Below are 22389 nucleotides of genomic sequence, written 5' to 3'. Positions count from 1 at the left end.
TGCAAGCAATCAGCGCGCGCCGTCCGGTGCACCTTCGGGCACCGGACGGACAGCAGATCGTAGATTCTCCGTTTCCCCCGCCCAGCTGACCATCCTCTGCCATCCTCTTTGCATGCGACGTGTACATCTCGAAGCCGCTGAGGACCACGTCGAGCGCCTGGCGCGCGAGGGGGATCCTGTCGGTGCCGTCAAAGAGCTGGTCTGGAACGCGCTCGACGCCGAAGCGACGATGGTCGAAGTAGAGATCCTGCGGAGCGAGTTGGGTGCCGTCGAGAAGGTCGTCGTCCGGGATGACGGAAATGGCATAACACCGGAAACCTGTGCTTCGACCTTCGACAGGATCGGCGGCTCCTGGAAGAAGCTGAGGCGGTTCTCGATCGATCATCACCGCCCCCTGCACGGGCGGGCGGGGCAGGGGCGACTTCGCGGATTCGCCCTCGGGTCCGCCATCCGCTGGACAACGGTCGCTGACTCGATTGGCGGGCGCTTCCTGACGACGGTCAGCGCAGACCGTTCCTCCAGGAACGACTTCGAGATCTCGGACCCGCGGCCCAGCGAGCAGGACACGGGCACCGTCTTCGAGGCTTGGGGGCGCCAGTCCTACATTCTCAACAAGCTCGGCGAGGACAAGGCGCGCGCCAAGCTGACCACCGAATTCGCGCCCTACCTCGCGATGTTCCCCGGCCTGGAGATCATTTATGACGGAGTGACTCTTAATCCCGGCAAGGCCATCCAGGTGGAGAAGACATTCGGGTTCGACTTCACCCACGATGGCATGACGCATCAGGCGGCCCTGCGCGTGATCGAGTGGGACATGCGGGTGGACCGGGAACTCCACCTCTGCGATGCGGATGGCATCGTGGTGGACATCGTGGACCTGCGCATCCAGGCCCCTGGCTTCGACTTCACGGCTTACGTGAGCTGGGATCAGATGGCGTCGCACGCAGGTGAGTTCCTCCTGGGTGAAGCGGCCGACGGGCCCGTCGCCATACTGCTGACGCGAAGCCGCGAAATCCTCCGTGAGCACTTCAAGGTCCGCACGGTCGAGCGCAGAGGTGAGATCGTCCAGCAGTGGAAGGACAAGCGTCTCTACCCATACGAGGGCGAGGTGGGCTCCGAGGCCGAACAACTGGAACGCGACACTTTCGACATCATCGCCACGACCGTACAGCGCCACATGCCCCGGCCCGACAAGCATCTGAAAGCGACGCTCGCCTTGCTTCGTGAATCGGTCAAGCATCAGCCCGAGAGCGTGAATCGGATCCTGGACGAGGTCTTCCGGCTCAACGCGGAGGATCGCACCGAGCTCGAACGGCTCCTTGACCGCACGAGTCTGGCGAGCATCATCAAGGCATCCAGCAGCGTCGCCGCCCGCCTTGACTTCCTGACCGCGCTGTCGCACATGGTCTTCGATCCGGAAATCCGCAAGGTCGTGAAGGAACGGACGCAGCTCCACAAGATCCTGGAGAATGAGACGTGGATCTTCGGAGAGCAGTACTCCCTCCTCGCCAGCGACAGGTCGCTCAACACGGTCCTCGACCGACACCTCAAGATCCTCGGCCGCGACAACCGAGCTCCGGAACCAGTGCGGCGCGACGACGGCAGTGTGGCGATCGTCGACCTGATGCTGTCCCGGTCGCGGAAGTTCCACGATCGACGCCAGCATCTCATCGTGGAACTCAAGGCCCCGGATGTGAACGCTGGCGACAAGCAGCTGCAGCAGATCAAGAGCTACGCCAACGCTGTGGCGAAGGACCCTCAGTTCGCCGACGTGAACGTCGAGTGGGACTTCTGGCTCGTCGCCACTGACCTCGGCGACCTCGTCGAGATGGAGGTCCAACAACGTGAGAGGCCCGCCGGCTGTGCCTGGGACCTCACGCGCGGCGGTATGACGGTTCGGGTCTGGGTAAAGCGCTGGTCCGAGATCATCGAGGAGTGCAAAGGCCGCCTCACCTACTTCCAAGAGCACCTGCAGCACGACCCGTCCGTCGAACAAGCACTGGAATACCTACGCCTGCACCACCCGCAGGTAATTCCAATGGAGTTGAGGCTTCCCCAGCAGTCACGCAGTGACCAGAGCGCTGACGCGACACCCCAGCGCAACGAGAACTGATCAGCGTCACACAGAGACACCTGAGTGACCGCCAACTGTCGGCGCGCCGAGCGGATGCTGGCCGCTCATTGAGACTTTCAGCGGTGAAGCTCCAGGGTGAGGACTGCCTTGGCTGCTGAGGTCAGCCAGTTCGGGCTGCAACGTGCGTGGCGGAAGATTCGCCAGCGCTTGACGGTGGCGACGCCGCGTTCGACGGGGTGACGGAGCCGGGCGTGGGCCCGGTTCAGCGACCGCTGCCCAGTGGTCAGCTCCTTGCGGGCGGGGCGTCTGGTCGGCACGGCGAACGTTCCGCCGGCGCCTGTGTACGCCATGTCGGCCAGGGCCGGGATCCGTAGCCGGACGCAGGTCCTGACGATGCGGTGGGTGCGGGCGGCGGTCAGGTCGTGGGTACGGCCGGGCAGGGCGCGGGAGATCCGCACGAGCTTGCCTGTCGGGCCGGTGATGACCTGGTGGTTGACGTCGTGGCGGCGGTGTTTGCCGGAGTAGTCGGCCCGGCCGTCGCCGACGCGGTCGCACTCGGCGAGGGTTCCGTCGACCAGGACGTATTCCGGGTCAGGATAGGTGGCCAACGAGGCTCCCTGGTCGGCTGCTTGAGACGTGAGACATCTCGCTCAACCGCCCGGGAGCCTCGTTCGTTCTGCTCTCATCCCGAGCACCCTGCCGTCACCCGAACGGTGCCCGCCTTGAAGAGGCTCACTGACTCCGTCGACGACTGCACGTCGTGGCATCCGCAGCCTGGTGACTCCCCGTCAACCGGCTGCGTGCGGGGAATCCGAACCGGCCGCCAACATTGGCGCCCCCCGTTGTGGTCAGTCGTCAGGCGAGTGGCTGCGTTCGAGTCCGCCGCTGAAAGCGCCCGCGGCGAGGAACAGCGACGAGGTGGAGAGGGCGGTGCGAGCGGCCAGGCCCGACAGCAGGACCGCGACGAGCAGCGCGGCCCCGAACGCGACGATGAGCGCCATGAAGGGAACCCTCGGTTCGGCTATGGGGCAAGAGGGCCGGATCGTGGCGAAGAAGGCCGCTCGGAAGGTCGACGGACGCAGTCGGTCGCCGGCCGCGTACCGTGCCGAGGAGCTGGCGGTGATGCGCCGCCAGTTCTTTGCCCCCCGAGCGGCGGTGTGTTGAGCCGAACGGCGGACCTGGTCTGCGGCCCATCGGATGTCCCGCACGGCCCTGTGGACCGGCGTGCCGGGCCAACCGCTGTTAAGACGGTTCTGAGCCATTGTGTCCGGCTCTCCCGGCTCCGAGGAGGCATCCTCATGGGTGCTGCAACAACGAGTGCCACCGACACCGACGTGGTGCACATTCTCTGGATCAACGCGGGGCTCAGCTGCGACGGCGACTCGGTCTCTCTGACGGCCGCCATGCAGCCGAGCATCGAGGAGATCGTCACGGGGGCCCTGCCGGGCCTGCCGAAGGTCGCCGTCCACTGGCCGCTCATCGACTTCGAGTGCGGACCGGTGCAGGGCGCCGACAACTTCGTTGAGTGGTTCTTCAAGGCGGACCGCGGCGAACTCGACCCGTTCGTCCTGGTGGTCGAGGGATCCATCCCCAACGAGGAGATCAAGGAGGAGGGCTACTGGTGCGGCTTCGGCGACGACCCGGCGACCGGTCAGCCGATCACCACCAGTGAGTGGCTGGACCGGCTCGCCCCGAAGGCCACCGGCGTCGTCGCGATCGGCACCTGTGCCACGTACGGCGGTATCCACGCCATGGAGGGCAATCCGACCGGTGCGATGGGTGTGCCGGACTACCTCGGGTGGGACTGGAAGTCCAAGGCGGGGCTGCCGATCGTCTGCGTGCCCGGCTGTCCGATCCAGCCCGACAACTTCGCCGAGACCCTGACGTACCTGCTCTACCAGCTGGCCGGCTCGGCGCCGATGATCCCGCTGGACGACAAGCTGCGCCCCGCCTGGCTGTTCGGCGCCACCGTGCACGAGGGCTGCGACCGCGGCGGCTACTACGAACAGGGGCAGTTCGCCACCGACTACGGCACGCCGGAGTGCCTGGTGCGGCTCGGCTGCTGGGGCCCGGTCGTGAAGTGCAACGTCCCCAAGCGCGGTTGGATCAACGGGGTCGGCGGCTGCCCGAACGTCGGCGGCATCTGCATCGCCTGCACGATGCCCGGATTTCCTGACAAGTTCATGCCATTCATGGACCCGCCTCCCGGCTCGACCGTCTCCACGGCGGCCAGTTCCGCGTACGGCTCGGTCATCCGGCGGCTGCGTGCGATCACCCTCAAGACCCTCGACAAGGAACCCAAGTGGCGCCGCACCGGCCGCAAGCTCACGACCGGCTACCGCGCCCCCTGGTGACCCGGCGGGCCGCTGCGCACCCCGCGTGGCGGCCCGCCCGCCGCTCCTCCCACCCCTTCAGAAGGGCACGACAGACACGATGGCACCGATGACCAAGGCGGCCGGGGACGGCAGCGGCCTGGTGGAGATGTCCTGGGACCCGATCACCCGGATCGTGGGCAGCCTGGGCATCCACACGAAGATGGACTTCAAGCAGAAGCGGGTGGCGGAGTGCTACAGCACCTCATCGGTCTTCCGCGGCTACAGCGTCTTCATGCGCGGCAAGGACCCGCGCGACGCGCACTTCATCACCAGCCGGATCTGCGGCATCTGCGGCGACAACCACGCCACCTGTTCGGTCTACACCCAGAACATGGCGTACGGCGTGAAGCCCCCGCACCTCGGTGAGTGGATCATCAACCTCGGCGAGGCCGCCGAGTACATGTTCGACCACAACATCTTCCAGGAGAACCTGGTCGGGGTCGACTACTGCGAGAAGATGGTTCGCGAGACCAACCCCGGCGTGCTGGAGTTGGCCGAGCGCACGGAAGCGCCGCACGCCGGCGAGCACGGCTACAAGACCATCGCCGACATCATGCGCTCGCTCAACCCGATCGAGGGTGAGTTCTACCGCGAGGCGCTGCAGGTCAGCCGCTACACCCGGGAGATGTTCTGCCTGATGGAAGGGCGCCACGTGCACCCCTCCACGCTCTATCCGGGCGGTGTCGGCACGGTGGCCACCGTCCAGCTGTTCACCGACTACCTGACCCGGCTGATGCGCTACGTCGAGTTCATGAAGAAGGTCGTGCCGCTCCACGACGACCTCTTCGACTTCTTCTACCAGGCGTTGCCCGGGTACGAGGAGGTCGGTCGGCGGCGCGTCCTGCTCGGCTGCTGGGGCAGCCTCAACGACCCGGACCACTGCGACTTCACCTACCGCAACATGACCGACTGGGGCCGGCGGATGTTCGTCACCCCCGGCATCGTGGTCGACGGCAAACTGGTCACCAACGACCTCACCGAGATCAACCTCGGCATCCGGATCCTGCTCGGCAGCTCCTACTACGAGGACTGGCAGGGCAAGGAACTGTTCGTCACCCACGACCCGCTCGGCAACCCGGTCGACCCGCGCCACCCGTGGAACCAGCACACCATCCCGCAGCCGCAGAAGCGCAACTTCGACGACAAGTACAGCTGGGTGATGTCCCCACGCTGGTTCGACGGCAAGAATCACCTGGCGCTCGACACCGGCGGCGGCCCGATCGCCCGGCTCTGGTCCACCGCGCTGTCCGGGCTGGTCGACATCGGCTACGTCAAGGCCACCGGCCACAGCGTGGTGATCAACCTGCCGCGCTCGATGACCAAGCCGGAGACCACCTTCGAGTGGAAGATCCCGCAGTGGAGCAACGCCATCGAGCGCAACCGCGCCCGCACCTACTTCCAGGCCTACGCGGCCGCCGCGGCCCTGCACTTCGCCGAGAAGGCGCTGGAGGAGGTCCGCGCCGGCCGCAGCCAGACCTGGGAGCGCTTCGAGGTACCGGATGAGTCGATCGGCTGCGGCTTCACCGAGGCGGTCCGCGGTGTGCTCTCGCACCACATGGTGATCCGGGACGGCAAGATCGCCAACTACCACCCGTACCCGCCGACCCCGTGGAACGCCAGCGTCCGCGACAGCTACGGCACGCCCGGCCCGTACGAGGACGCGGTGCAGAACACGCCGATCTTCGAGGAGAACTCCCCGGACGACTTCAAGGGCATCGACATCATGCGGGCCGTCCGCAGCTTCGACCCCTGCCTGCCCTGCGGCGTCCACATGTACGTGGGCGGCGGGAAGACCGTGCAGCAGATGCACGTGCCCACCGGCCTGAGCGGGCTCGCATGACGGCGGAGCAGACCGGGCAACGGGTCCAGGAAGCACTGGACCGGCTCGCCGCGCACGGTGCGCAGGAGACCGGCGAGCACCTGGTGCGCGAGCTGATGGAGATGTACGGCGACGGCCTCACCCGACTGGTCCGGGCGGTGCCGCCGCCCGCGCTGGAGCGGCTGCTGGACGACCCGGTGGTGGCCGGACTGCTCGTCCTGCACGACCTGCACCCCGAGGACGCCACCGCCCGTATCCGCCGGGCGCTCGCCACCCTCGCCGAGCCGATCGAACTGTCCGGCTACGAACCCGCCACCGGCACCGCCCGGCTCCGCCGCACCCGAGGAGGCTGCGGCTGCTCCGAGCAGGAGATCGAGGCCGTTCTCGCCTGCCACGCACCCGAGGTGACGGCGCTTGAGCTGGAACAGGCCCCGCAGTTGCTGCAGATCTCCGCCCGCCCGCCCAGCCCGGCGGAGGCACGGTGAGCGTCCGTCGACTCGACAGGCTCGGCACTGCCTTGCTGCGCCGGCTGCGCGAACCGGCCCCTCCGCAGCCCGAGCGCTGCACCTTCTGCGGCCAGCGCGTTCCGCAGCACCACCGGCACCTGGTGGACACCGAGGAACAGGCCCTGACCTGCGTCTGCACCGCGTGCGGGCTGCTCTTCCAGCAGCCGGGCGCGGCCGGCGGCCGTTACCGCAGTGTCCCCGACCGCCACCTGATCGACCCGGACCACCGGATCGGCGAGGACGCCTGGGCGGCGCTCGGCATCCCGGTCGGGACCGCCTTCCTCTTCCGCAACGCCAGGCAGGACCGACTGGTGGTGTTCTACCCCGGCCCGGCCGGTGCCACCGAGAGCGAGCCGGACGAGGCCGCCTGGCAGTCCGCCCTCGACGGCAGCCGGCTCGCCGCCGTCCTGGAGCCGGACGTCGAGGCCCTGCTGCTGCGGCACACCGACGACGGCGTCCAGTGCCACCTGGTGCCCATCGACACCTGCTACGAACTGGTCGGCCGGCTGCGGCGCTGCTGGCGGGGGTTCGACGGCGGCGCCGAGGCCCGGGCCGAACTCGACGCCTTCTTCGCCCGGCTCGACGAGCGCGCCAGGCCGCTGGCGGCGGAGGTCTCCCGATGACCGAACTCGGCTTCGCCTGTACCGGCGTGACGACCGATCCGCACGCCGCCGGGCCCACGCTCGTCTTCCGGCTGCGGATCACCGCGCCCGCCGCCGCCCGGGTGCACGCCCTCGCGCTCCGCTGCCAGCTTCGCATCGAACCCGCCCGCCGCGGCTACGGCGAGGCGGAGGGCGAGCGGCTCGCCGACCTGTTCGGCGAGCGCTCCCGCTGGGGCACGACGCTCAACCCGGTCCAGCTCGCCCAGGTGCCGCTGATGGTCCCCGGGTTCACCGGCGAGACCGAGGTGGACCTGCCCGTGCCGTGCACCTACGACATGGACGTCGCGTCCGCCCGCTACCTCAGGGCGCTGGACGGCGGGGAGGTCCCGTTGCTGCTCCTGTTCTCGGGCACCGCGTTCGCCGGGCCCGGCGGGTTCCAGGTCACCCCGGTCCCGTGGGACCGGGAGGCTTCGGTGCGGATGCCCGTCGCGGTGTGGCGGGAGGCGATCGACCGGCACTTCCCCGGCTGCGGCTGGCTGCGGCTGCCCGAGGACGTGATGGACGCGCTGCTCGCCTACCGTTCCCGCCGCGCCCTGCCCTCCTGGGAGGCCACCGTGCGGGAACTGCTGACCGCCACCGAGCTCGAGGACGCCGCCCGGTGACCGCCTTGACCGAGGAGTTCGACAGCAGATTCGCGCAGGCCCGGCAGATCGCCGACGCCGTGCTCTTCGAGGGGTACGTGCTGTACCCCTACCGCGCCTCGGCCGCCAAGAACCGGCTCCGCTGGCAGTTCGGCGTGCTCGTCCCGCCCGGCTGGGGCGAGGACAGCGGCGAGCACTCCCACCAGCGCACCGAGTGCCTGATGGAGCCGCGCCCCGGCGACCGACTCGCTGTGGAACTGCGCTTCCTGCGGGCTCAGCGCCGCACCGTCGAACGCGCGCTGCCCGGCGGCGGGTTCGAGCCGGTCGAGGAGCTGGAGCTCGCCGACCGGGTGATGGTGCCGTGGGACGAAGGCGTCGAGGAGCGCATCGAGCTACTGCTCCCGGTCACGGAGCCGGCCGAGGGGGTAGTGCACCCGTTCCACCTCCTGGCCGGCGAGGACATCGAAATCCTCTATGAGGAAGACGTGCCGATCGGACGGCTGGTCCGGCGACGGGAGTCGGTCGAGGGCGTGCTGAGGCTGACGGCCCGCGCGGTCCCGGGGCCGTACGCGGCCCAGCGGCTGACCGTCGTGGTGGAGAACACCACCGTCCGGACGGCGGCGCCGGCAGACGGGCGGGAGGCGGCGCTGCAGCACTCGCTCGTCTCGGCGCACCTGTTGCTGGGGCTCGACCGGGGCTCCTTCCTGTCGGTCACCGACCCGCCCGAGTGGGCCAGGGAGGCGGTCGCGCAGTGCCGCAACGAGCACACCTGGCCGGTCCTCGCCGGGCCGCCCGGGCGCTGCCGGGTGCTGCTCTCCTCGCCGATCATCCTGGAGGACCACCCGAGCATCGCCCCCGAGAGCCCCGGCGCGCTCTACGACGCGACCGAGATCGACGAGATTCTCGCACTGCGGACCGCGGCCCTGACCGACCGTGAGAAGCGCGAGGCCCGCGGTACCGACGAGCGGGCCGGAGCAGTGATCGACCTCGCCGACTCGATGCCGCCGGAGGTGCTGGAACGCCTGCACGGCGCCGTCCGGGGCCTGCGCGAGATCACCGGGAACGTGCCCGGCCAGCCGTGGTGGGATCCGGGCGACGACCCCGAGGCCGACCCGGAACACGACCGGGTCGTCGTCAACGGCCGACAGGTCGGTGCGGGCAGCCGGGTCGTACTCAGGCCCGGGCGGCGGCGCACCGACGCGCAGGACCTGTTCCTGGACGGGCGGACCGCCCTCGTCGAGGCCGTGCTGCACGACGTGGACGGCTCGGTCCACCTCGCCGTGACGGTGGAGGACGACCCCGGCGCGGACCTGTGGCGGGCCCAGGGCCGCTTCCGCTACTTCCAGCCCGACGAGATCGCCCTGTTGGAGGAGCCATGAGCACGGGCCGCGTCCTGGTCGCCGGGGTCGGCAACATCCTCCTCGGCGACGACGGGTTCGGGGTGGAGACCGTCCGGCGGCTGGGGGAGCACCCGCTGCCGGACGACGTCGAACTGCTCGACGTGGGCGTGCGCGGCGTCCACCTCGCCTACCAGGCCCTGGACGGCTACCGGCTGCTGGTGCTGGTCGACGCCACCGCGCGAGGCGGCGGGCCGGGCACCGTCTACCTGATCGAACCGGACGCCGGCCCGGTCGAGGTGCCCGTCCTGGACGGGCACCGGATGGGACCCGACGCCGTACTCGCGCTGCTCGGCACCCTGGCCGCAGGTACCGGAGGCACTCTGCCCGGGCGGGTGCTCGTGGTGGGCTGCGAGCCGGAGTCGCTGGACGAGGGAATCGGCCTGAGCACACCGGTCGCCGCCGCCGTCGAGGAGGCGGTCCGGGTGGTTCTGCGGATCGTCGGCGCGGAGGAGCCGACGGGCGCGAAGGCGGACCCGCAAGTGGAGAGGGAGACAACGGCATGGTGAAGAAGCTGCTCTGTGCGGCCGTCGTGACGGCCGTGGCGGCGGTGATCTGGCAGAACCTGGACGACGTGAAGCGGTACGTGAGGATCAGCCGGATGTGAGCCGCGGATTGCTGCGAACGGCGTAGCCCCCCGGCGCGGCGGCAGTGCGGCTCCGAGCCGCTGCCGCCGCCGCGCTCTTCAATGAAGCCTTGTTGCCTCCCAGCAGCGGGAACGGGGCCCATGCACGAGATGTCGATCGCGGCGGCAGTCGTCGAACAGGTGGACGCCGCGGCGCGCGAGCACGGGACGGAGGCCGTCGTCCTGGTGCGGCTGCAGGTCGGCGAACTGGCCGGCGTGGTGCCCTCGGCCCTCGAGTTCTGCTTCGAACTGGCCTGCGCCGGAACGCTGCTGGAAGGCGCGGTCCTGGAGACCGAGACGGTGCCGGCCCGCGCGAGGTGCCTCGGGTGCGAAACCGAATGGTCCGTCGGTATGCCGCCCGACCTCGGCTGCCCGAACTGCGACGGCTCCGGCGTCGAACTGCTGGCCGGCCGCGAGCTGCAGATCATCGGCGTTGAACGGGCCGAGCGCCCGGCGGGCGCCGGAGCCCGACAGGAAGGCTGAACTCCCATGTGTCGTACGGTGGAACTCCGGCAGGCGGTCCTGGCCCGGAACGACGACGGTGCCCGCGCCCTGCGCGCCCGGCTCGCCGCCCAGGGCACCGTCGCGGTGAACCTGCTCTCCAGCCCCGGCAGCGGGAAGACCGCGCTGCTCGAGGCCGAACTCTGCCTGGCCCGGGACCGCGGGATTGCCGTCGCCGCCCTCACCGCCGACCTCGCGACGGAGAACGACGCGCTGCGGCTGGCCCGTTCGGGCGTGCCGGTGAAGCAGGTGCTCACCGACGGGCTGTGCCACCTCGAGTCCGAGATGCTCACCGGGCAGCTGGCCGGCTGGTTGCCAGCCGGCACCCGGCTGCTGTTCGTGGAGAACGTCGGCAACCTGGTCTGCCCGGCCTCGTACGACCTCGGCGAAACGCTGCGGGTGGCGCTCGCCTCGGTCACCGAGGGCGAGGACAAGCCGCTCAAGTACCCCACCGCGTTCGGGCTGGCCAACCTGGTGCTGGTGACGAAAGCCGACCTCGCTGCGGCGGTGGAGTTCGACGAGACGGCGTTCCTGGCCAACGTCGCCCGGGTCAACCCGGGGGTGGAGGTGGTGTTCACCTCGGCCCGGACCGGGCAGGGCGTGGGCGGGTTGCTGGACCGGGCGTGCGCCGTGCTGGACGGTGCGGAGGTGCACCGGCCGGTGATGGCGGGAGCGTCGGCGAACGGGCCCGGGCACCTGCACTCCCACGGGGATGCGCACTCGCACGACGGTGCTGCCGCGGAGAACCTGTGAAGGCCGGTCAGGAAGCTTCGCCGGCAGCCGGGTTGGAGCGGCGGCGGGTGGCTGTCCGCGGGGTCGTCCAAGGCGTCGGGTTCCGGCCGTTCGTCTTCGCGCTCGCCGCCGAACTCGGCCTTGCCGGGACCGTCACCAACACTGGCGAAGGGGTGCTCGCCGAGATCGAAGGGCAGGCCGAGGCGCTCGATTCGTTCTGCCGACGCGTCGCCGGTGACGCGCCGCCGCTGGCACGCGTCGACGCAGTCGAACATGCGCCGTTGCCGCCAACCGGCGCGACCGGCTTCGCCATCACCCCGTCCCGCGGCGACGGCCTGCGGCGCTCCCTGGTCCCGCCGGACACCGCCACCTGTGCGGACTGCCTCGCCGAACTGGCCGACCCCCACGACCGCCGCCACCGGCACCCGTTCATCAGCTGCACCAACTGCGGGCCGCGCCATACCATCGTCACCGGTCTGCCGTACGACCGCGCCAACACCACCATGGCGGACTTCCCGATGTGTCCGGACTGCGCACGGGAGTACACCGACCCCGCCGACCGGCGCTTCCACGCCCAGCCGGTCTGCTGCCACGCCTGCGGGCCCGAACTCTCCCTCGTCGTACCGGGTGACCGGACGACCCGCCGCGAGGACGCCCTCGACGGGGCCCGCCGGATGCTCCGGGGCGGCGCGATCCTGGCCGTCAAGGGCATCGGCGGGTACCACCTGGCGTGCGACGCGCGGAACGTGCCGAGCGTCGCCCGGCTGCGCCGGCGCAAGCGGCGCGGCTCCAAGCCGTTCGCGTTGATGGCCCGGGACCTCGCCGAGCTCGCCGGGCTGGTGCAGGTGGGGCCGGTGGAGGAGGAGTTGCTCACAAGTGCGGCCCGGCCGATCGTGCTGCTCCGCCGCGTGGGTCCGAGAGTCTCGGCGCCGGGGTCGGTGGCGGCGCTGGAGGCCGTTGCGCCCCGCAGCCCCGACCTCGGCGTGATGCTGCCGTACACCCCGCTGCATCACCTGCTGCTCGCGCCGCCAGGGCCGGGGCTGCTCGTGATGACCAGCGCCAACCTCTCCGGCGAGCCGATCGTCACCGACGACCAGGACGCCTTCGACCGGCTGGCTCCGCTGGTGGACGGCTGGCTGACGCACGACCGGACCATCCACGTCCCGTGCGAGGACTCGGTGGTGCGGGTGGTCGACGGGGAGCAGCTGCCGGTCCGGCGCTCCCGCGGCCACGTGCCGCTGCCGCTGCCGCTTCCCGTGCCGGTCCGGCCGGTGCTGGCCGTCGGAGGGGACCTCAAGAACACCTTCGCGCTGGCGCGCGACGGCTACGCCTGGCTGTCCGGCCACATCGGGGACATGGACGACCTCGCCACACTGGAGGCCTTCGACCGCGGGACGGCGCACCTGGAGGCCGTCACCGGGGTCCAGCCCGAGGTGTTGGCGGTGGACCGGCACCCCAACTACCGGTCGGCCCGGCACGCCCGGCGGTCCTTCGGCGACGCACGCGTGCGGCCGGTACAGCACCACCACGCGCACATCGCCTCCGTCATGGCCGAACACGGGCTGGACGGCAGCCGGCCCGTCATCGGGGTTGCGTTCGACGGCACCGGGTACGGCGACGACGGCGCCGTCTGGGGCGGCGAGGTGCTGCTCGCCGACTACGACGGCTTCCGGCGGCTCGGACACCTGGCGTACGTGCCGCTGCCCGGCGGCGACGCCGCGGTGGTCCGGCCGTACCGGATGGCGCTCGCCCACCTGTGGGCGGCGGGCATTCCGTGGTCGGCGGACCTGGCGCCGGTCCGGGCCTGCCCACGCGACGAACTGGCGGTACTCGAAACCCAGTTGGATCGGTCGTTGAACTGCGTGCCGACCTCCAGCATGGGGCGGCTGTTCGACGCGGTGTCCGCGCTGGCCGGCGTCTGCCAGCTGGCCGAGTACGAGGCGCAGGCGGCCATTGAGCTCGAGGCCGCAGCGCTGGCCCACGGGCCCGCCGAGGGGTACGCCTTCGGGCTCCGGCGCGACGGCAGCGTGCTGCTCGGCGAGCCCGAGCCGGTGCTGGCCGCCGTGGTCGCAGACCTGGCCCTGGGGGCGTCCGGCGGCCTGGTCGCCGCCCGGTTCCACGCCGCGGTGGCCGAGCTGGTGCGCGCTCAGTGCCGGGCCGCCCGCGATGAGCAGGGCACGGACACGGTCGCCCTGACCGGTGGCGTGTTCGCCAACGCGCTGCTCTCGTCGGCCTGCGCGCACGGGCTGCGGGAGGACGGCTTCACCGTGCTGCGGCACCGCCGGGTGCCCCCCAACGACGGCGGGCTGGCGCTCGGCCAGCTGATGGTGGCCGCCCGGGCCGGCGGCCCGGGCGCGGGTTGAGAGGAGAGAAGGAATGTGCCTGGCGGTGCCCGGCAGGGTGATGGAGATCTCGGAAAGGGACGGGACGCGAATGGCGGTCGTCGACTTCGGCGGGGTGGTCAAGGACGTGTGCCTGGAGTACCTGCCCGACCTCGAGGTCGGTGAGTACGCCATCGTGCACGTCGGTTTCGCGTTGCAGCGGCTGGACGAGGAGTCGGCCCGGAAGACCCTCGACCTCTTCGCCGAACTCGGCCTGCTGCAGGAGGAGTTCGGCGACCCATGGGAGGCGGCGGCAGGAACGGGCGCGACGGAGGAGCGGCAGTGAGGTACCTGGAGGAGTTCCAGAACCCGGAGTTGGCGGGCGGGCTGCTGGCCGACATCCGCGCGGCGGTCACCCGGCCGTGGGCGCTGATGGAGGTCTGCGGCGGGCAGACGCACACCATCATCCGGCACGGCATCGACCAACTGCTACCGGAGGGCGTGGAGTTGATCCATGGGCCGGGGTGCCCGGTGTGCGTCACCCCGCTCGAGGTGATCGACCGAGCGCTGGCCATCGCAGCCCGGCCCGAGGTGATCTTCTGCTCCTTCGGCGACATGCTGCGGGTGCCCGGCACCGACCGCGACCTGTTCCGGGTCCGCGGCGAGGGCGGCGACGTCCGGGTGGTCTACTCGCCGCTCGACGCGCTGCGGATCGCCCGGGAGAACCCGGACCGCGAGGTGGTCTTCTTCGGCATCGGCTTCGAGACCACGGCCCCGCCCAACGCCATGGCCGTCCACCAGGCCCGGAAGCTGGGCGTGCGCAACTTCAGCATGCTGGTCTCGCACGTCCGGGTGCCTCCGGCCATCGAGGCCATCATGACCTCGCCCGACTGCCGGGTGCAGGGCTTCCTGGCCGCCGGGCACGTGTGCAGCGTGATGGGCACCGACGAGTACCCGGCGCTGGCCGAGCGCCACCGGGTGCCGATCGTGGTCACCGGCTTCGAACCGCTCGACATCCTGGAGGGGATCCGGCGCACCGTACGGCAGTTGGAGCGCGGCGAGCACACCGTCGACAACGCCTACCCGCGGGCCGTCCGCCCCGAGGGCAACCTGGCGGCCCGGGCCATGCTGGAAGACGTCTTCGAGGTGACCGACCGGGCCTGGCGCGGCATCGGAGTGATCCCGCAGAGCGGCTGGCGGCTCTCCCCGCGCTACCGCGACCACGACGCCGAGCACCGCTTCGACGTCTCCGGGATCACCACCTGCGAGCCCGCGCAGTGCCGGGCCGGCGAGGTGCTGCAAGGGCAGCTCAAGCCGAACGAGTGCGAGGCCTTCGGCACGCTCTGCACCCCGCGCACCCCGCTCGGCGCCACCATGGTGTCCAGCGAAGGGGCGTGCGCGGCCTACTACCTCTACCGGCGACTGGGCGCGCCGACCGCTCCCCAGGAGGCGACCTTCGTTGGTTGACATCGAGATTCTCACCGCGCCGCCGGCCACCGCGCCCGACGGGCCGCCCTCGGCGCCCGACTTCTCAGGGTGGTCCTGCCCGCTGCCGCTGCGCGACCACCCCCGGGTGGTGATGGGGCACGGCGGCGGCGGGGCGATGTCCGCCGAGCTGGTGGCCAACCTGTTCGCCCCCGCGTTCGGCGGCCCTGCCCTCGCCGGCCTCGGCGACTCCGCCGTACTGGAACTCGGCGGCGCGCGGCTCGCCTTCTCCACCGACTCGTACGTGGTGCGGCCGCTGTTCTTCCCCGGCGGCAGCATCGGGGACCTCGCCGTCAACGGCACGGTCAACGACCTCGCGATGAGCGGCGCGCGGCCCGCCTACCTGTCCTGCGGCTTCATCCTTGAAGAGGGAGTGGAGATGGCCGCCGTCGACCGGGTCGCGCGGGCCGTCGGCGCTGCCGCGCGGGCGGCCGGGGTGGAGATCGCCACCGGCGACACCAAGGTGGTCGAGGCCGGTCACGGCGACGGCATCTACCTCAACACGGCCGGCATCGGGCTGGTCCCGGCCGGCGTGGACATCAGGCCGCAGCGGGCCGCTCCCGGTGACGTGGTGATCGTCAGCGGGGAGATCGGCCTGCACGGCGTGGCCATCATGAGCGTGCGCGAGGGCCTGGAGTTCGGAGTCGAGATCGAGAGCGACTGCGCCTCGCTCGGCGGCCTGGTCGAGGCGATGCTCGCCGTCACCCCCGACCTGCACGTCCTGCGCGATCCCACCCGCGGCGGTCTCGCCGCCGCTCTCAACGAAATCGCGATGGCCGCCGGGGTCGGTGTCGTGGTCAACGAGCGGTCGGTGCCGATTCCGCCGCAGGTGGCGAACGCCTGTGCGGTGCTGGGCCTCGACCCGCTGTACGTCGCCAACGAAGGCAAGCTGGTCGCCTTCGTGCCCCGCCGGACCGCCGACGCCGTGCTCGACGCGATGCGCGCGCACCCGCTCGGCGCCGGCGCGGCAGTGATCGGTGAGTGCGTCCCCGACCACCCCGGCATGGTCGTCGCTCGAACCGCGTTCGGCGCCACCCGGGTGATGGACCTGCCCATCGGCGAGCAGCTACCGAGAATCTGCTGATCGCGCAGCAACGCCTGCCCACCGGAACGAGGACAGTGTGCGGATGGACACCGGCGCGCTGGAACCGGCGCCCGGGGAGAGTGTGCTCTCGGCTGTCATCTGCACGGGTGCGGGTACCTGCGGTCCGGCCCGGCTTCGTCGGGCGCGAGCCGGCACGGAGCGGCCCTCTGCCCACCCGCTCAATGTGACGGGTCATCAACGAAGCGCGCTCGCGAGGAGACCTGGGGCGGCCGAGTGAGGAGACTGCCCGGGTGAGCACCCCACCCGGTGCCACGGACCGCGACCGCCCCGTCCCGCTGCCCGGTCCCCGCACCCCCTCCGGCGCGCCGTCGCAGCCCGGCGGGCACATGGTGGTGTGCGGCGGCGACGCGCTCGCCCACCGCCTGGCGGCCGAACTCGCCGACCGCTACGGGACCGGCCGTCAGGTCCGGTTCCACGGCGGGCACCCCTGACGGCGGGTTGAATCCCTGGTCCACGAGGGTCTTCTTCACCGTGTCGGTGTCGGCGGCGACCTTGTCCACCAGGGCGATGCCGACGGCGTTGTCGTGGGCGGACGTGGCCGGCACCACCACGGCGATCACCAGGCCGAGCACGTCAACTGCCAGGCCCCGCTTGCGGCCTGGGACTTTCTTGTGGGCGTCCGCGGCCGGTGGTGTCGGCGGGGACGCCAGTGCCGCGTACAGGCTCTGGGTGTCGAGGACGATCAGGCTCGGGTCGGCTGATCGGCCCCTGCGCTCGCGGACCTGCCGGCGCAGGAGGTCGTGGATGAACACGTTCCGGTGGCGACAGCACCGACATCACGTCACATACCGCCCTCTGAGGTCGGCGGTGGTTCGCGTCACCGGGCGCCGGGCTGCCAGGGGGCTGGCGAGCGGGTGATTGCGGTGAGGGCGCGGTGGAGGGTGGCGTCGCTCGGTGGGCGGTCCCGCCAGCGGGCGCCGATGTGGCCGTCGGGGCGGACGAGTAGGGCTCCGTGCGGCCGGAGGTTGCAGAGAGCGGTGTGCTCAATGGGAAGGGCCTCGATGTGCAGCGGCCATGGTGCGGCGGTCTGTTGCTCCCAGTGAGTGGGGTCCGGGGTGAGCAAGGTGAACCACTCGCCGAGGGTGTCGAGGGTGGAGCGGTCGCGGGTGAGCCAGAGGTGCGGCATGCGACGGCCCGGCTCTGCGGTGGGGACATAGTCCGTGCCGGGGTCGGACGGCTCGGGCGGGGTGCTGCCGTCGGTGAGGACGGCGGCAGAGTGGTAGGTGACACCGAGCACGAGACCGAGCTGGGCGAAGTACTGCTCCGACCACGGAAGTTCGACCTGTGCCGGTGCTGCTTCGCCGGTCCGCAGCTGCTCGCGGCGCCGGTTCTGTACTTGGAGCAGCAGTTGGGTGTTGGCCACGGCTTGGTGGAGAGTCTGCTGGGCGACGGGCTGTCGCTCCGTCTCATAGGTTTCCAGCAGGCTTGGTTCGGCCCACCCTTGGAGAACGCCCGCCAGTTTCCAGCACAGGTTGTGCACATCGGCGACGCCGGCGTTCATGCCCAGACCGCCGATGATGGGCACCGCATGCGCGGCATCGCCGGCCAGCAGGATCCGGCCGTGACGGAAGCGTTCGGCGACGAACCCGTTCATCACCCAGTGCTGAACCCGCAACACGTCGGCTTGTACGCCGGAGTCGACGCCGAGGGCGCGCGAGACAAGGCCGGCCCAGTCGGCCCGAGCAGCGTCTTCGGGCGTGGGAACGAACCAGGCCCAGCCTCCCTCGGGGTAGAGCGGGAGGAACGTTCCGTGCGCGGTGAAGTAGACCCCGGCGGGCTGGCGGGCGCACCAGCGGCTGAGGTCGGCGTCGAACACGACGGTGGTGAAGTCCCCGATCGCTCCGGGGCCGGTGGTGTCGATTCCCAGCCGTTGCCGGACCGTGGAGCTCGCGCCGTCAGCGGCGATGACATAGCGGGCACGGACGCGAACCTTCTCACCGCGCTGGTGGTCGAGGAGCAAGGCCACGACGCTCTCGGCTTCCTCGACCAGATCGACGAGCTCGACCCCGAACCGCATGTGCGCGTCCGCGGCGGCGAGAAGCGTGGGTTCCAACCGATCCTGCGAGGTGACCACGCCGATTGCGGGGCTCTCCGGAACCGGCGCGTTGACCCCGACCATCGCCGCGGTGGCGAAGTCGCGGTCGCGCAGGGTGTCGCGGAAGCGGACGCGGCCGTATTCCGGTGCGAATGCGTCGGCCGTGATCTTGTCGGCAAGCCCGAGCTGGCGAAAGATCTCCATCGAGCGCACGTTGACCAGCCGGGACCGGGGAAACGGTGACAGCTTGCGGTGCTTCTCGACCAGCAGTGCCCGCACACCCCAGCGCTCCAGAAGCGCCCGGGCGGTGAGCCCGACCGGCCCACCACCGACGATCAATACGTCTGCCCCGGCGTTGGCTACGGGCATGTCAAGCTCCTCCTGCCCACCCCGGGTTCGTCGGGGCACTCGGTGACGGTGACAGGCCGGGTCGGCAACTCGGCCGCGCCGGTGGCGTAGCCACGCTCGACGTCGACCTGAACCGACATCAGGTCAATCATCCGCACCCTGCGGCCGACCGCAATGTTCGCGCGTCGGCATACATCCGAACGTGCTCACGCGGGTGCACGGCCACGTCCCCACTCTTCGTTCGCCTCGGGCCCGTGGCAGCGCCGGGACCACCCGCGTCGTCAGCGTGCGGGACCGCCGAAACTCACCACCATCTGTCACCGGCCTGATCACCCGGAAGACCCCGGATGCTCAAGATCCGTCGACACCGCCGCTGCTCACCGTGCCCGGATGTCGGCGAATGCGCAGGAATCCGTGCTCACAGAGTCACGGAACGAGTCACGGAACCTACAACCGCACCCGGCCCCCGCCCGGACGACGAGCACACCGCCCCGGTGCAGCCGACCCGCCGTGGAAGAAGGCGCGGCCTCCGAGACGAGCCGTACGGCCGGTGAGCGCACCGGTGTCAACCACGAGCCGGTTTTTCGAGGAGGCAGGCCATGGCGAGGGTTCCGGGGTCAGGTGAGCGGTCCGGCGGGCCGCAGCATTGTGGTGGACGGCGAGGAGGTCGAAGGGCGGTTGCCGCAGATGCCCGTGGAGTACAGGGCGTTGGAGGTTCGGATCATCGCGGCGTGGTCGGACATGTCGTACCGGTTGATCGAGGTGGCGAACTGCCGTTGGCCGTTGGCCTCGCCGACCAGCAGGGTGTTGTAGCCGGGGATGCCGCCGTCGTGTCCCCAGAACTCGCCGCAGGGCATGGTCATCCGCTGGAGCCCGAGGCCGTAGCCGACGGCCGCACTCGCGCCGTCGGTGCGCTTCATCTCGGCGAGTTCGGCCGGGCCGAGCAGTCGTCCCCCGAGCAGGGCGGCGATGAAGCGGGTGAGGTCCGCGGTGGTGGAGATGCCCGCCCCGGCGGCGCCCGCCACTGACGGGTTGAGTAGCGTCACGTCGGCCGGGCCGGTGGGGAGCTTGAGGTAGCCGTGCGCGTGCGGGCCGGGTACGAAGGGCGAGTCGATGGGCATCGAGGTGTCCGTCAGACCCAGCGGCCGGATGATGCGGCTGGTCACCTCCTGCGCCCAACTGCGGCCGGTGAGGCGCTCGATGAGAATGCCGATGAGGATGTAGTCGGTGTTGGAGTAGTGCCAGCCCTGCCCGGGGGCGAAGTACGGCGGGTACTTGTTGGCGATGTCCACGAGCTGCTGCGGACGGTAGGACGTCCAGCGTCCGCCCGTCAGCCACCGCCGCAGCGTCTCCGGGTTGGTGATGTCGAACGCCGGGTCGTCGGTGTAGTCGTGGATGCCGCTGGTGTGGTTGAGCAGTTGGCGCACCGTGATGCCGGCGCCGTTCGGTACCGCGCCCGGCAGGTGGCTCTCCACGGAGTCGTCGAGGCCGAGTCGGTGTTCCGCGACCAGCTGGAGGACCACCGTCGCGACGAAGGTCTTGGTGACGCTGCCGATCCGGAAACGACCGTCCGGAACGGCGGGCGCGCCGGTGGCCATGTCCGCCACGCCGGCCGCACCCTTCCACACCGTGGAGCCGTTCTCCCGGACTCGGGCCAGCGTCGCCGAGGCGCCGCCCTCCCGCACCATGGCCCGGACCACCGCGTCCATGCCTGCCCCGTCCCCGGCCCGCGCCCCGCTCACCGCCACCAGGTCGGGCGCCGCCGAGGTGCCCGTCGCACCGGCGGCCGGCGCGAAGGCCGCCAGCAGGCCCGCGCAGGCGAGCACCACGACCGCCGAACGCCACCGCCGGCTCTCCGCCCCGATCTTCCCAAGCCTCGGACCCGCTGCCCCGTCCACCATGCCACCCTCCAGGAAACCGGCCGATGAAACCAACACCATTGACCACAAAGGCAATTGAGAGCGTGTCAGGCCGGTGCGGGAGGAGACGTCCTCCTCGGAGCCGGAGCAGCTCCGTCCCGAGTCCCATCTTCCCGCCCGCAGAACTCCACCTCAGGTCGCGGCCGCCCCCGACGGATCCCTGATGCGCCCCCACGAAGCGGCGGGTCAAAGCCGCCGCACGTTTTCGGCGCCAGCCGCACTTCCTGCAGGGCCAGCCACTCCCGCAGGAAGCTCGCGACGGTGGTGCGCCGGTTCTCGTACGCTCCGCGCAGTTCGCCGTCGAGGACCGCCGCCATCTTTCGCGCTGCCTCGGCTCGGGTGGCGAACCCGCTCCGCCGGCGGGTGCGGCGCCGCCCTTCGTCGGGGGCGGGGTCGATGCAGTGCGTGCACTTGCCGGGCTTCACGTCCACGGCCAACTGCGGGCACCACGGGCACAGTTGCTTGCCGTTGCCGTCCGGGCAGCCGCACCGCCGGTACACCCTGCTCCGCTGTGGACGTTGTCCCATGAACCCCTCCTTGCGCTTGGTGCTCTCTGGCACCAAGGTTCGCGACCCCGTTCGGCGTGTGGGCAGAGCGTGCGAAGCGCGCCTTGGTTGGCTGGCGGAGACACGCGCAGGGCGACGCGCCGCTCGGAAGATCACGGCGAGTGGTCGACGGGTAGGCAGTTCTGATCCGCTCCCGGATGCCCCGCAGCAGGCGACGCTTCAGGCCGTTGTCTCGGGTGGCGTCAGCGGGATGCCGCGGGTGGTGGTTGGAGTGCTGTTGCTCGGCGTGTCCGTGGTCGTTGCTGGGCCTTGGGACCATTTCGGGACCAGCTGTTTTGGCTGCCGGTGGACGCATGTGGACGGAATTGGACATCTCTGGCCGAGGTGACACCTGGGCCTCCGTCAGGCCGTGCGAACCGCGCGAGCAATCGCTTGGGGGTCAACTTTGCTTTGCGTGAAAGGAGTTGGCCGCCTGCTCGGGACCCATCAAGCAGGCGGCCAATTCGGTAAGGCATTAGACTCACGGGCAAGGGGGACCTGGCGTGCAATCACTGGCATCTCACGACCCGACGCACATCGGACCGTTTCGCACGGCCGGGGTGCTCGGACAGGGCGGCATGGGGCAGGTACTGCTCGGGGTGGCGCCGGACGGGCGGCTCGTCGCCATCAAGCGGGTGCACGCCGACCTCGCGGAGGACCCCGGGTTCCGCTCCCGCTTCCGGCGGGAGGTGGATGCATCCCGCCGGGTCTCCGGGGCGTACGCCGCACCGGTCATCGCCGCCGACCCCGATGCGCCCACCCCCTGGCTCGCCTCGCTCTTCCTCGCCGGGCCGACCCTCGCCGAGGCACTGGAGGCGGGCGGGGCGCTGCCCGAGCAGACGGTGCGCCTGCTCGCTGCCGGGCTCGCGCAGGCGCTGGCGGAGGTGCACCGGGTCGGGCTCGTGCACCGGGACCTCAAGCCGTCGAACGTCCTGCTGACGGCCGACGGCGTCCGGGTGGTGGACTTCGGGATCGCCCGCGCCGCCGACCACGAGACGGTGCTCACCCGCACGGGAGCGGTGATCGGCTCGCCCGCGTTCATGTCGCCCGAGCAGGTGCGCGGCGAGCAGCCGGGGCCGGCGAGCGACGTCTTCTCGCTCGGCGTCACACTCGTCACGGCCGCCACCGGCCGTAGCCCGTACGCCGGTGACTCGCCGCTCGCCGTCATGCACGCCGTCGCGCACGGCGTGCCCGACCTCGCCGCGGTCCCGGCCGGGCTGCGCCGGATCGTCGACCCGTGCCTGGCGAACGAGCCGGCCGACCGGCCGACGTCCGGTCAGCTCCTGGAGCTGGTGGGCCCGCTGGCCCCGACCGCACGCCCGTGGCCGGCGAGCGTGTACGCGCAGATCGAAGAGAAGA

At 70.9% G+C, this 22389-nt stretch carries 19 protein-coding genes and 2 pseudogenes; 16 read left to right on the top strand and 5 right to left on the bottom strand.

Annotated features, from left to right (window positions below; translation table 11 throughout):
* Positions 1-112: 112 nt before the first annotated feature.
* A complete protein-coding gene (locus tag ACIHEI_RS06185) occupies positions 113-2113 on the top strand; it encodes an ATP-binding protein (RefSeq protein WP_396605809.1) in 2001 nt (666 codons plus the stop codon).
* Positions 2114-2190: 77 nt separating this feature from the next.
* Here the strand turns inward: ACIHEI_RS06185 and ACIHEI_RS06180 are convergent.
* Together ACIHEI_RS06180 and ACIHEI_RS06175 are read right to left on the bottom strand one after the other, a co-directional pair.
* A pseudogene (locus tag ACIHEI_RS06180) lies at positions 2191-2667 on the bottom strand (transposase family protein); the annotation flags it as partial.
* A gap of 255 nt (positions 2668-2922) precedes the next feature.
* Entirely contained in the window at positions 2923-3075 is a 153-nt protein-coding gene (locus tag ACIHEI_RS06175) for a hypothetical protein (protein WP_396605808.1), read from the bottom strand.
* 297 nt (positions 3076-3372) lie between these two features.
* Between ACIHEI_RS06175 and ACIHEI_RS06170 the strand changes: the two genes are divergently transcribed.
* From ACIHEI_RS06170 to hypE, 14 genes are all read left to right on the top strand, one after another.
* Positions 3373-4428 carry a hydrogenase expression protein HypE gene (locus ACIHEI_RS06170; RefSeq protein ID WP_387636563.1) on the top strand — a complete coding sequence of 352 codons (1056 nt, stop codon included), beginning with the start codon at positions 3373-3375 and terminating at the stop codon, positions 4426-4428.
* Positions 4429-4507: 79 nt separating this feature from the next.
* Complete coding sequence (locus ACIHEI_RS06165) at positions 4508-6289, top strand: nickel-dependent hydrogenase large subunit (RefSeq protein ID WP_396605807.1); 1782 nt, start codon at positions 4508-4510, stop codon at positions 6287-6289.
* A complete protein-coding gene (locus ACIHEI_RS06160; RefSeq protein ID WP_396605806.1) occupies positions 6286-6753 on the top strand; it encodes a thioredoxin in 468 nt (155 codons plus the stop codon). The genes ACIHEI_RS06165 and ACIHEI_RS06160 overlap by 4 nt, the downstream gene beginning before the upstream one ends.
* Positions 6750-7397, top strand: a complete 648-nt coding sequence (locus ACIHEI_RS06155; RefSeq protein ID WP_396605805.1) for a DUF5947 family protein — start codon at positions 6750-6752, stop codon at positions 7395-7397. Before ACIHEI_RS06160 ends, ACIHEI_RS06155 begins: the two co-directional genes overlap by 4 nt.
* Complete coding sequence (locus tag ACIHEI_RS06150; protein ID WP_396605804.1) at positions 7394-8038, top strand: DUF6084 family protein; 645 nt, start codon at positions 7394-7396, stop codon at positions 8036-8038. Before ACIHEI_RS06155 ends, ACIHEI_RS06150 begins: the two co-directional genes overlap by 4 nt.
* The gene (locus ACIHEI_RS06145) at positions 8035-9396 is read left to right on the top strand and encodes a hypothetical protein (protein WP_396605803.1); all 1362 of its coding nucleotides are present in this window, start codon (positions 8035-8037) and stop codon (positions 9394-9396) included. Before ACIHEI_RS06150 ends, ACIHEI_RS06145 begins: the two co-directional genes overlap by 4 nt.
* The gene (locus tag ACIHEI_RS06140; RefSeq protein ID WP_396605802.1) at positions 9393-9923 is read left to right on the top strand and encodes a hydrogenase maturation protease; all 531 of its coding nucleotides are present in this window, start codon (positions 9393-9395) and stop codon (positions 9921-9923) included. The genes ACIHEI_RS06145 and ACIHEI_RS06140 overlap by 4 nt, the downstream gene beginning before the upstream one ends.
* Entirely contained in the window at positions 9917-10021 is a 105-nt protein-coding gene (locus tag ACIHEI_RS06135; RefSeq protein ID WP_380330774.1) for a DUF6893 family small protein, read from the top strand. Before ACIHEI_RS06140 ends, ACIHEI_RS06135 begins: the two co-directional genes overlap by 7 nt.
* A gap of 120 nt (positions 10022-10141) precedes the next feature.
* Positions 10142-10522: a hydrogenase maturation nickel metallochaperone HypA gene (gene hypA, locus ACIHEI_RS06130; protein WP_396605801.1), complete on the top strand. Its 381-nt coding sequence runs from the start codon at positions 10142-10144 to the stop codon at positions 10520-10522.
* Positions 10523-10528: 6 nt separating this feature from the next.
* Entirely contained in the window at positions 10529-11293 is a 765-nt protein-coding gene (gene hypB, locus ACIHEI_RS06125; protein WP_396605800.1) for a hydrogenase nickel incorporation protein HypB, read from the top strand.
* A 47-nt stretch (positions 11294-11340) separates the two neighbouring features.
* On the top strand, positions 11341-13635 hold the full coding sequence (gene hypF, locus ACIHEI_RS06120; protein ID WP_396605799.1) for a carbamoyltransferase HypF: 2295 nt from the start codon (positions 11341-11343) through the stop codon (positions 13633-13635).
* Positions 13636-13648: 13 nt separating this feature from the next.
* On the top strand, positions 13649-13939 hold the full coding sequence (locus tag ACIHEI_RS06115) for a HypC/HybG/HupF family hydrogenase formation chaperone (RefSeq protein WP_189272948.1): 291 nt from the start codon (positions 13649-13651) through the stop codon (positions 13937-13939).
* Positions 13936-15060: a hydrogenase formation protein HypD gene (hypD, locus tag ACIHEI_RS06110; protein ID WP_396605798.1), complete on the top strand. Its 1125-nt coding sequence runs from the start codon at positions 13936-13938 to the stop codon at positions 15058-15060. Before ACIHEI_RS06115 ends, hypD begins: the two co-directional genes overlap by 4 nt.
* A gap of 7 nt (positions 15061-15067) precedes the next feature.
* The gene (hypE, locus tag ACIHEI_RS06105; protein WP_392950558.1) at positions 15068-16162 is read left to right on the top strand and encodes a hydrogenase expression/formation protein HypE; all 1095 of its coding nucleotides are present in this window, start codon (positions 15068-15070) and stop codon (positions 16160-16162) included.
* Between the two features lie 179 nt (positions 16163-16341).
* Here the strand turns inward: hypE and ACIHEI_RS06100 are convergent, their stop codons facing one another.
* From ACIHEI_RS06100 to ACIHEI_RS06090, 3 genes are all read right to left on the bottom strand, one after another.
* Complete coding sequence (locus ACIHEI_RS06100; protein WP_396605797.1) at positions 16342-16935, bottom strand: transposase; 594 nt, start codon at positions 16933-16935, stop codon at positions 16342-16344.
* 65 nt (positions 16936-17000) lie between these two features.
* The gene (locus tag ACIHEI_RS06095; RefSeq protein WP_396605796.1) at positions 17001-18587 is read right to left on the bottom strand and encodes an FAD-dependent monooxygenase; all 1587 of its coding nucleotides are present in this window, start codon (positions 18585-18587) and stop codon (positions 17001-17003) included.
* 596 nt (positions 18588-19183) lie between these two features.
* Positions 19184-20467, bottom strand: coding sequence for a serine hydrolase domain-containing protein (locus ACIHEI_RS06090; protein ID WP_396605795.1), 1284 nt, complete (start codon positions 20465-20467; stop codon positions 19184-19186).
* A 1141-nt stretch (positions 20468-21608) separates the two neighbouring features.
* Between ACIHEI_RS06090 and ACIHEI_RS06085 the strand changes: the two are divergent.
* A pseudogene (locus ACIHEI_RS06085) lies at positions 21609-22259 on the top strand (serine/threonine-protein kinase); the annotation flags it as partial.
* Positions 22260-22389 lie beyond the last annotated feature (130 nt).

Origin of the sequence: Kitasatospora sp. NPDC051984 (genome assembly GCF_044593455.1) — a bacterium.
Taxonomy (GTDB): Bacteria; Actinomycetota; Actinomycetes; order Streptomycetales; family Streptomycetaceae; genus Kitasatospora.
Note: the sequence above shows the minus strand (reverse complement) of the source record. Positions and strands in the feature narration are given on the sequence as shown.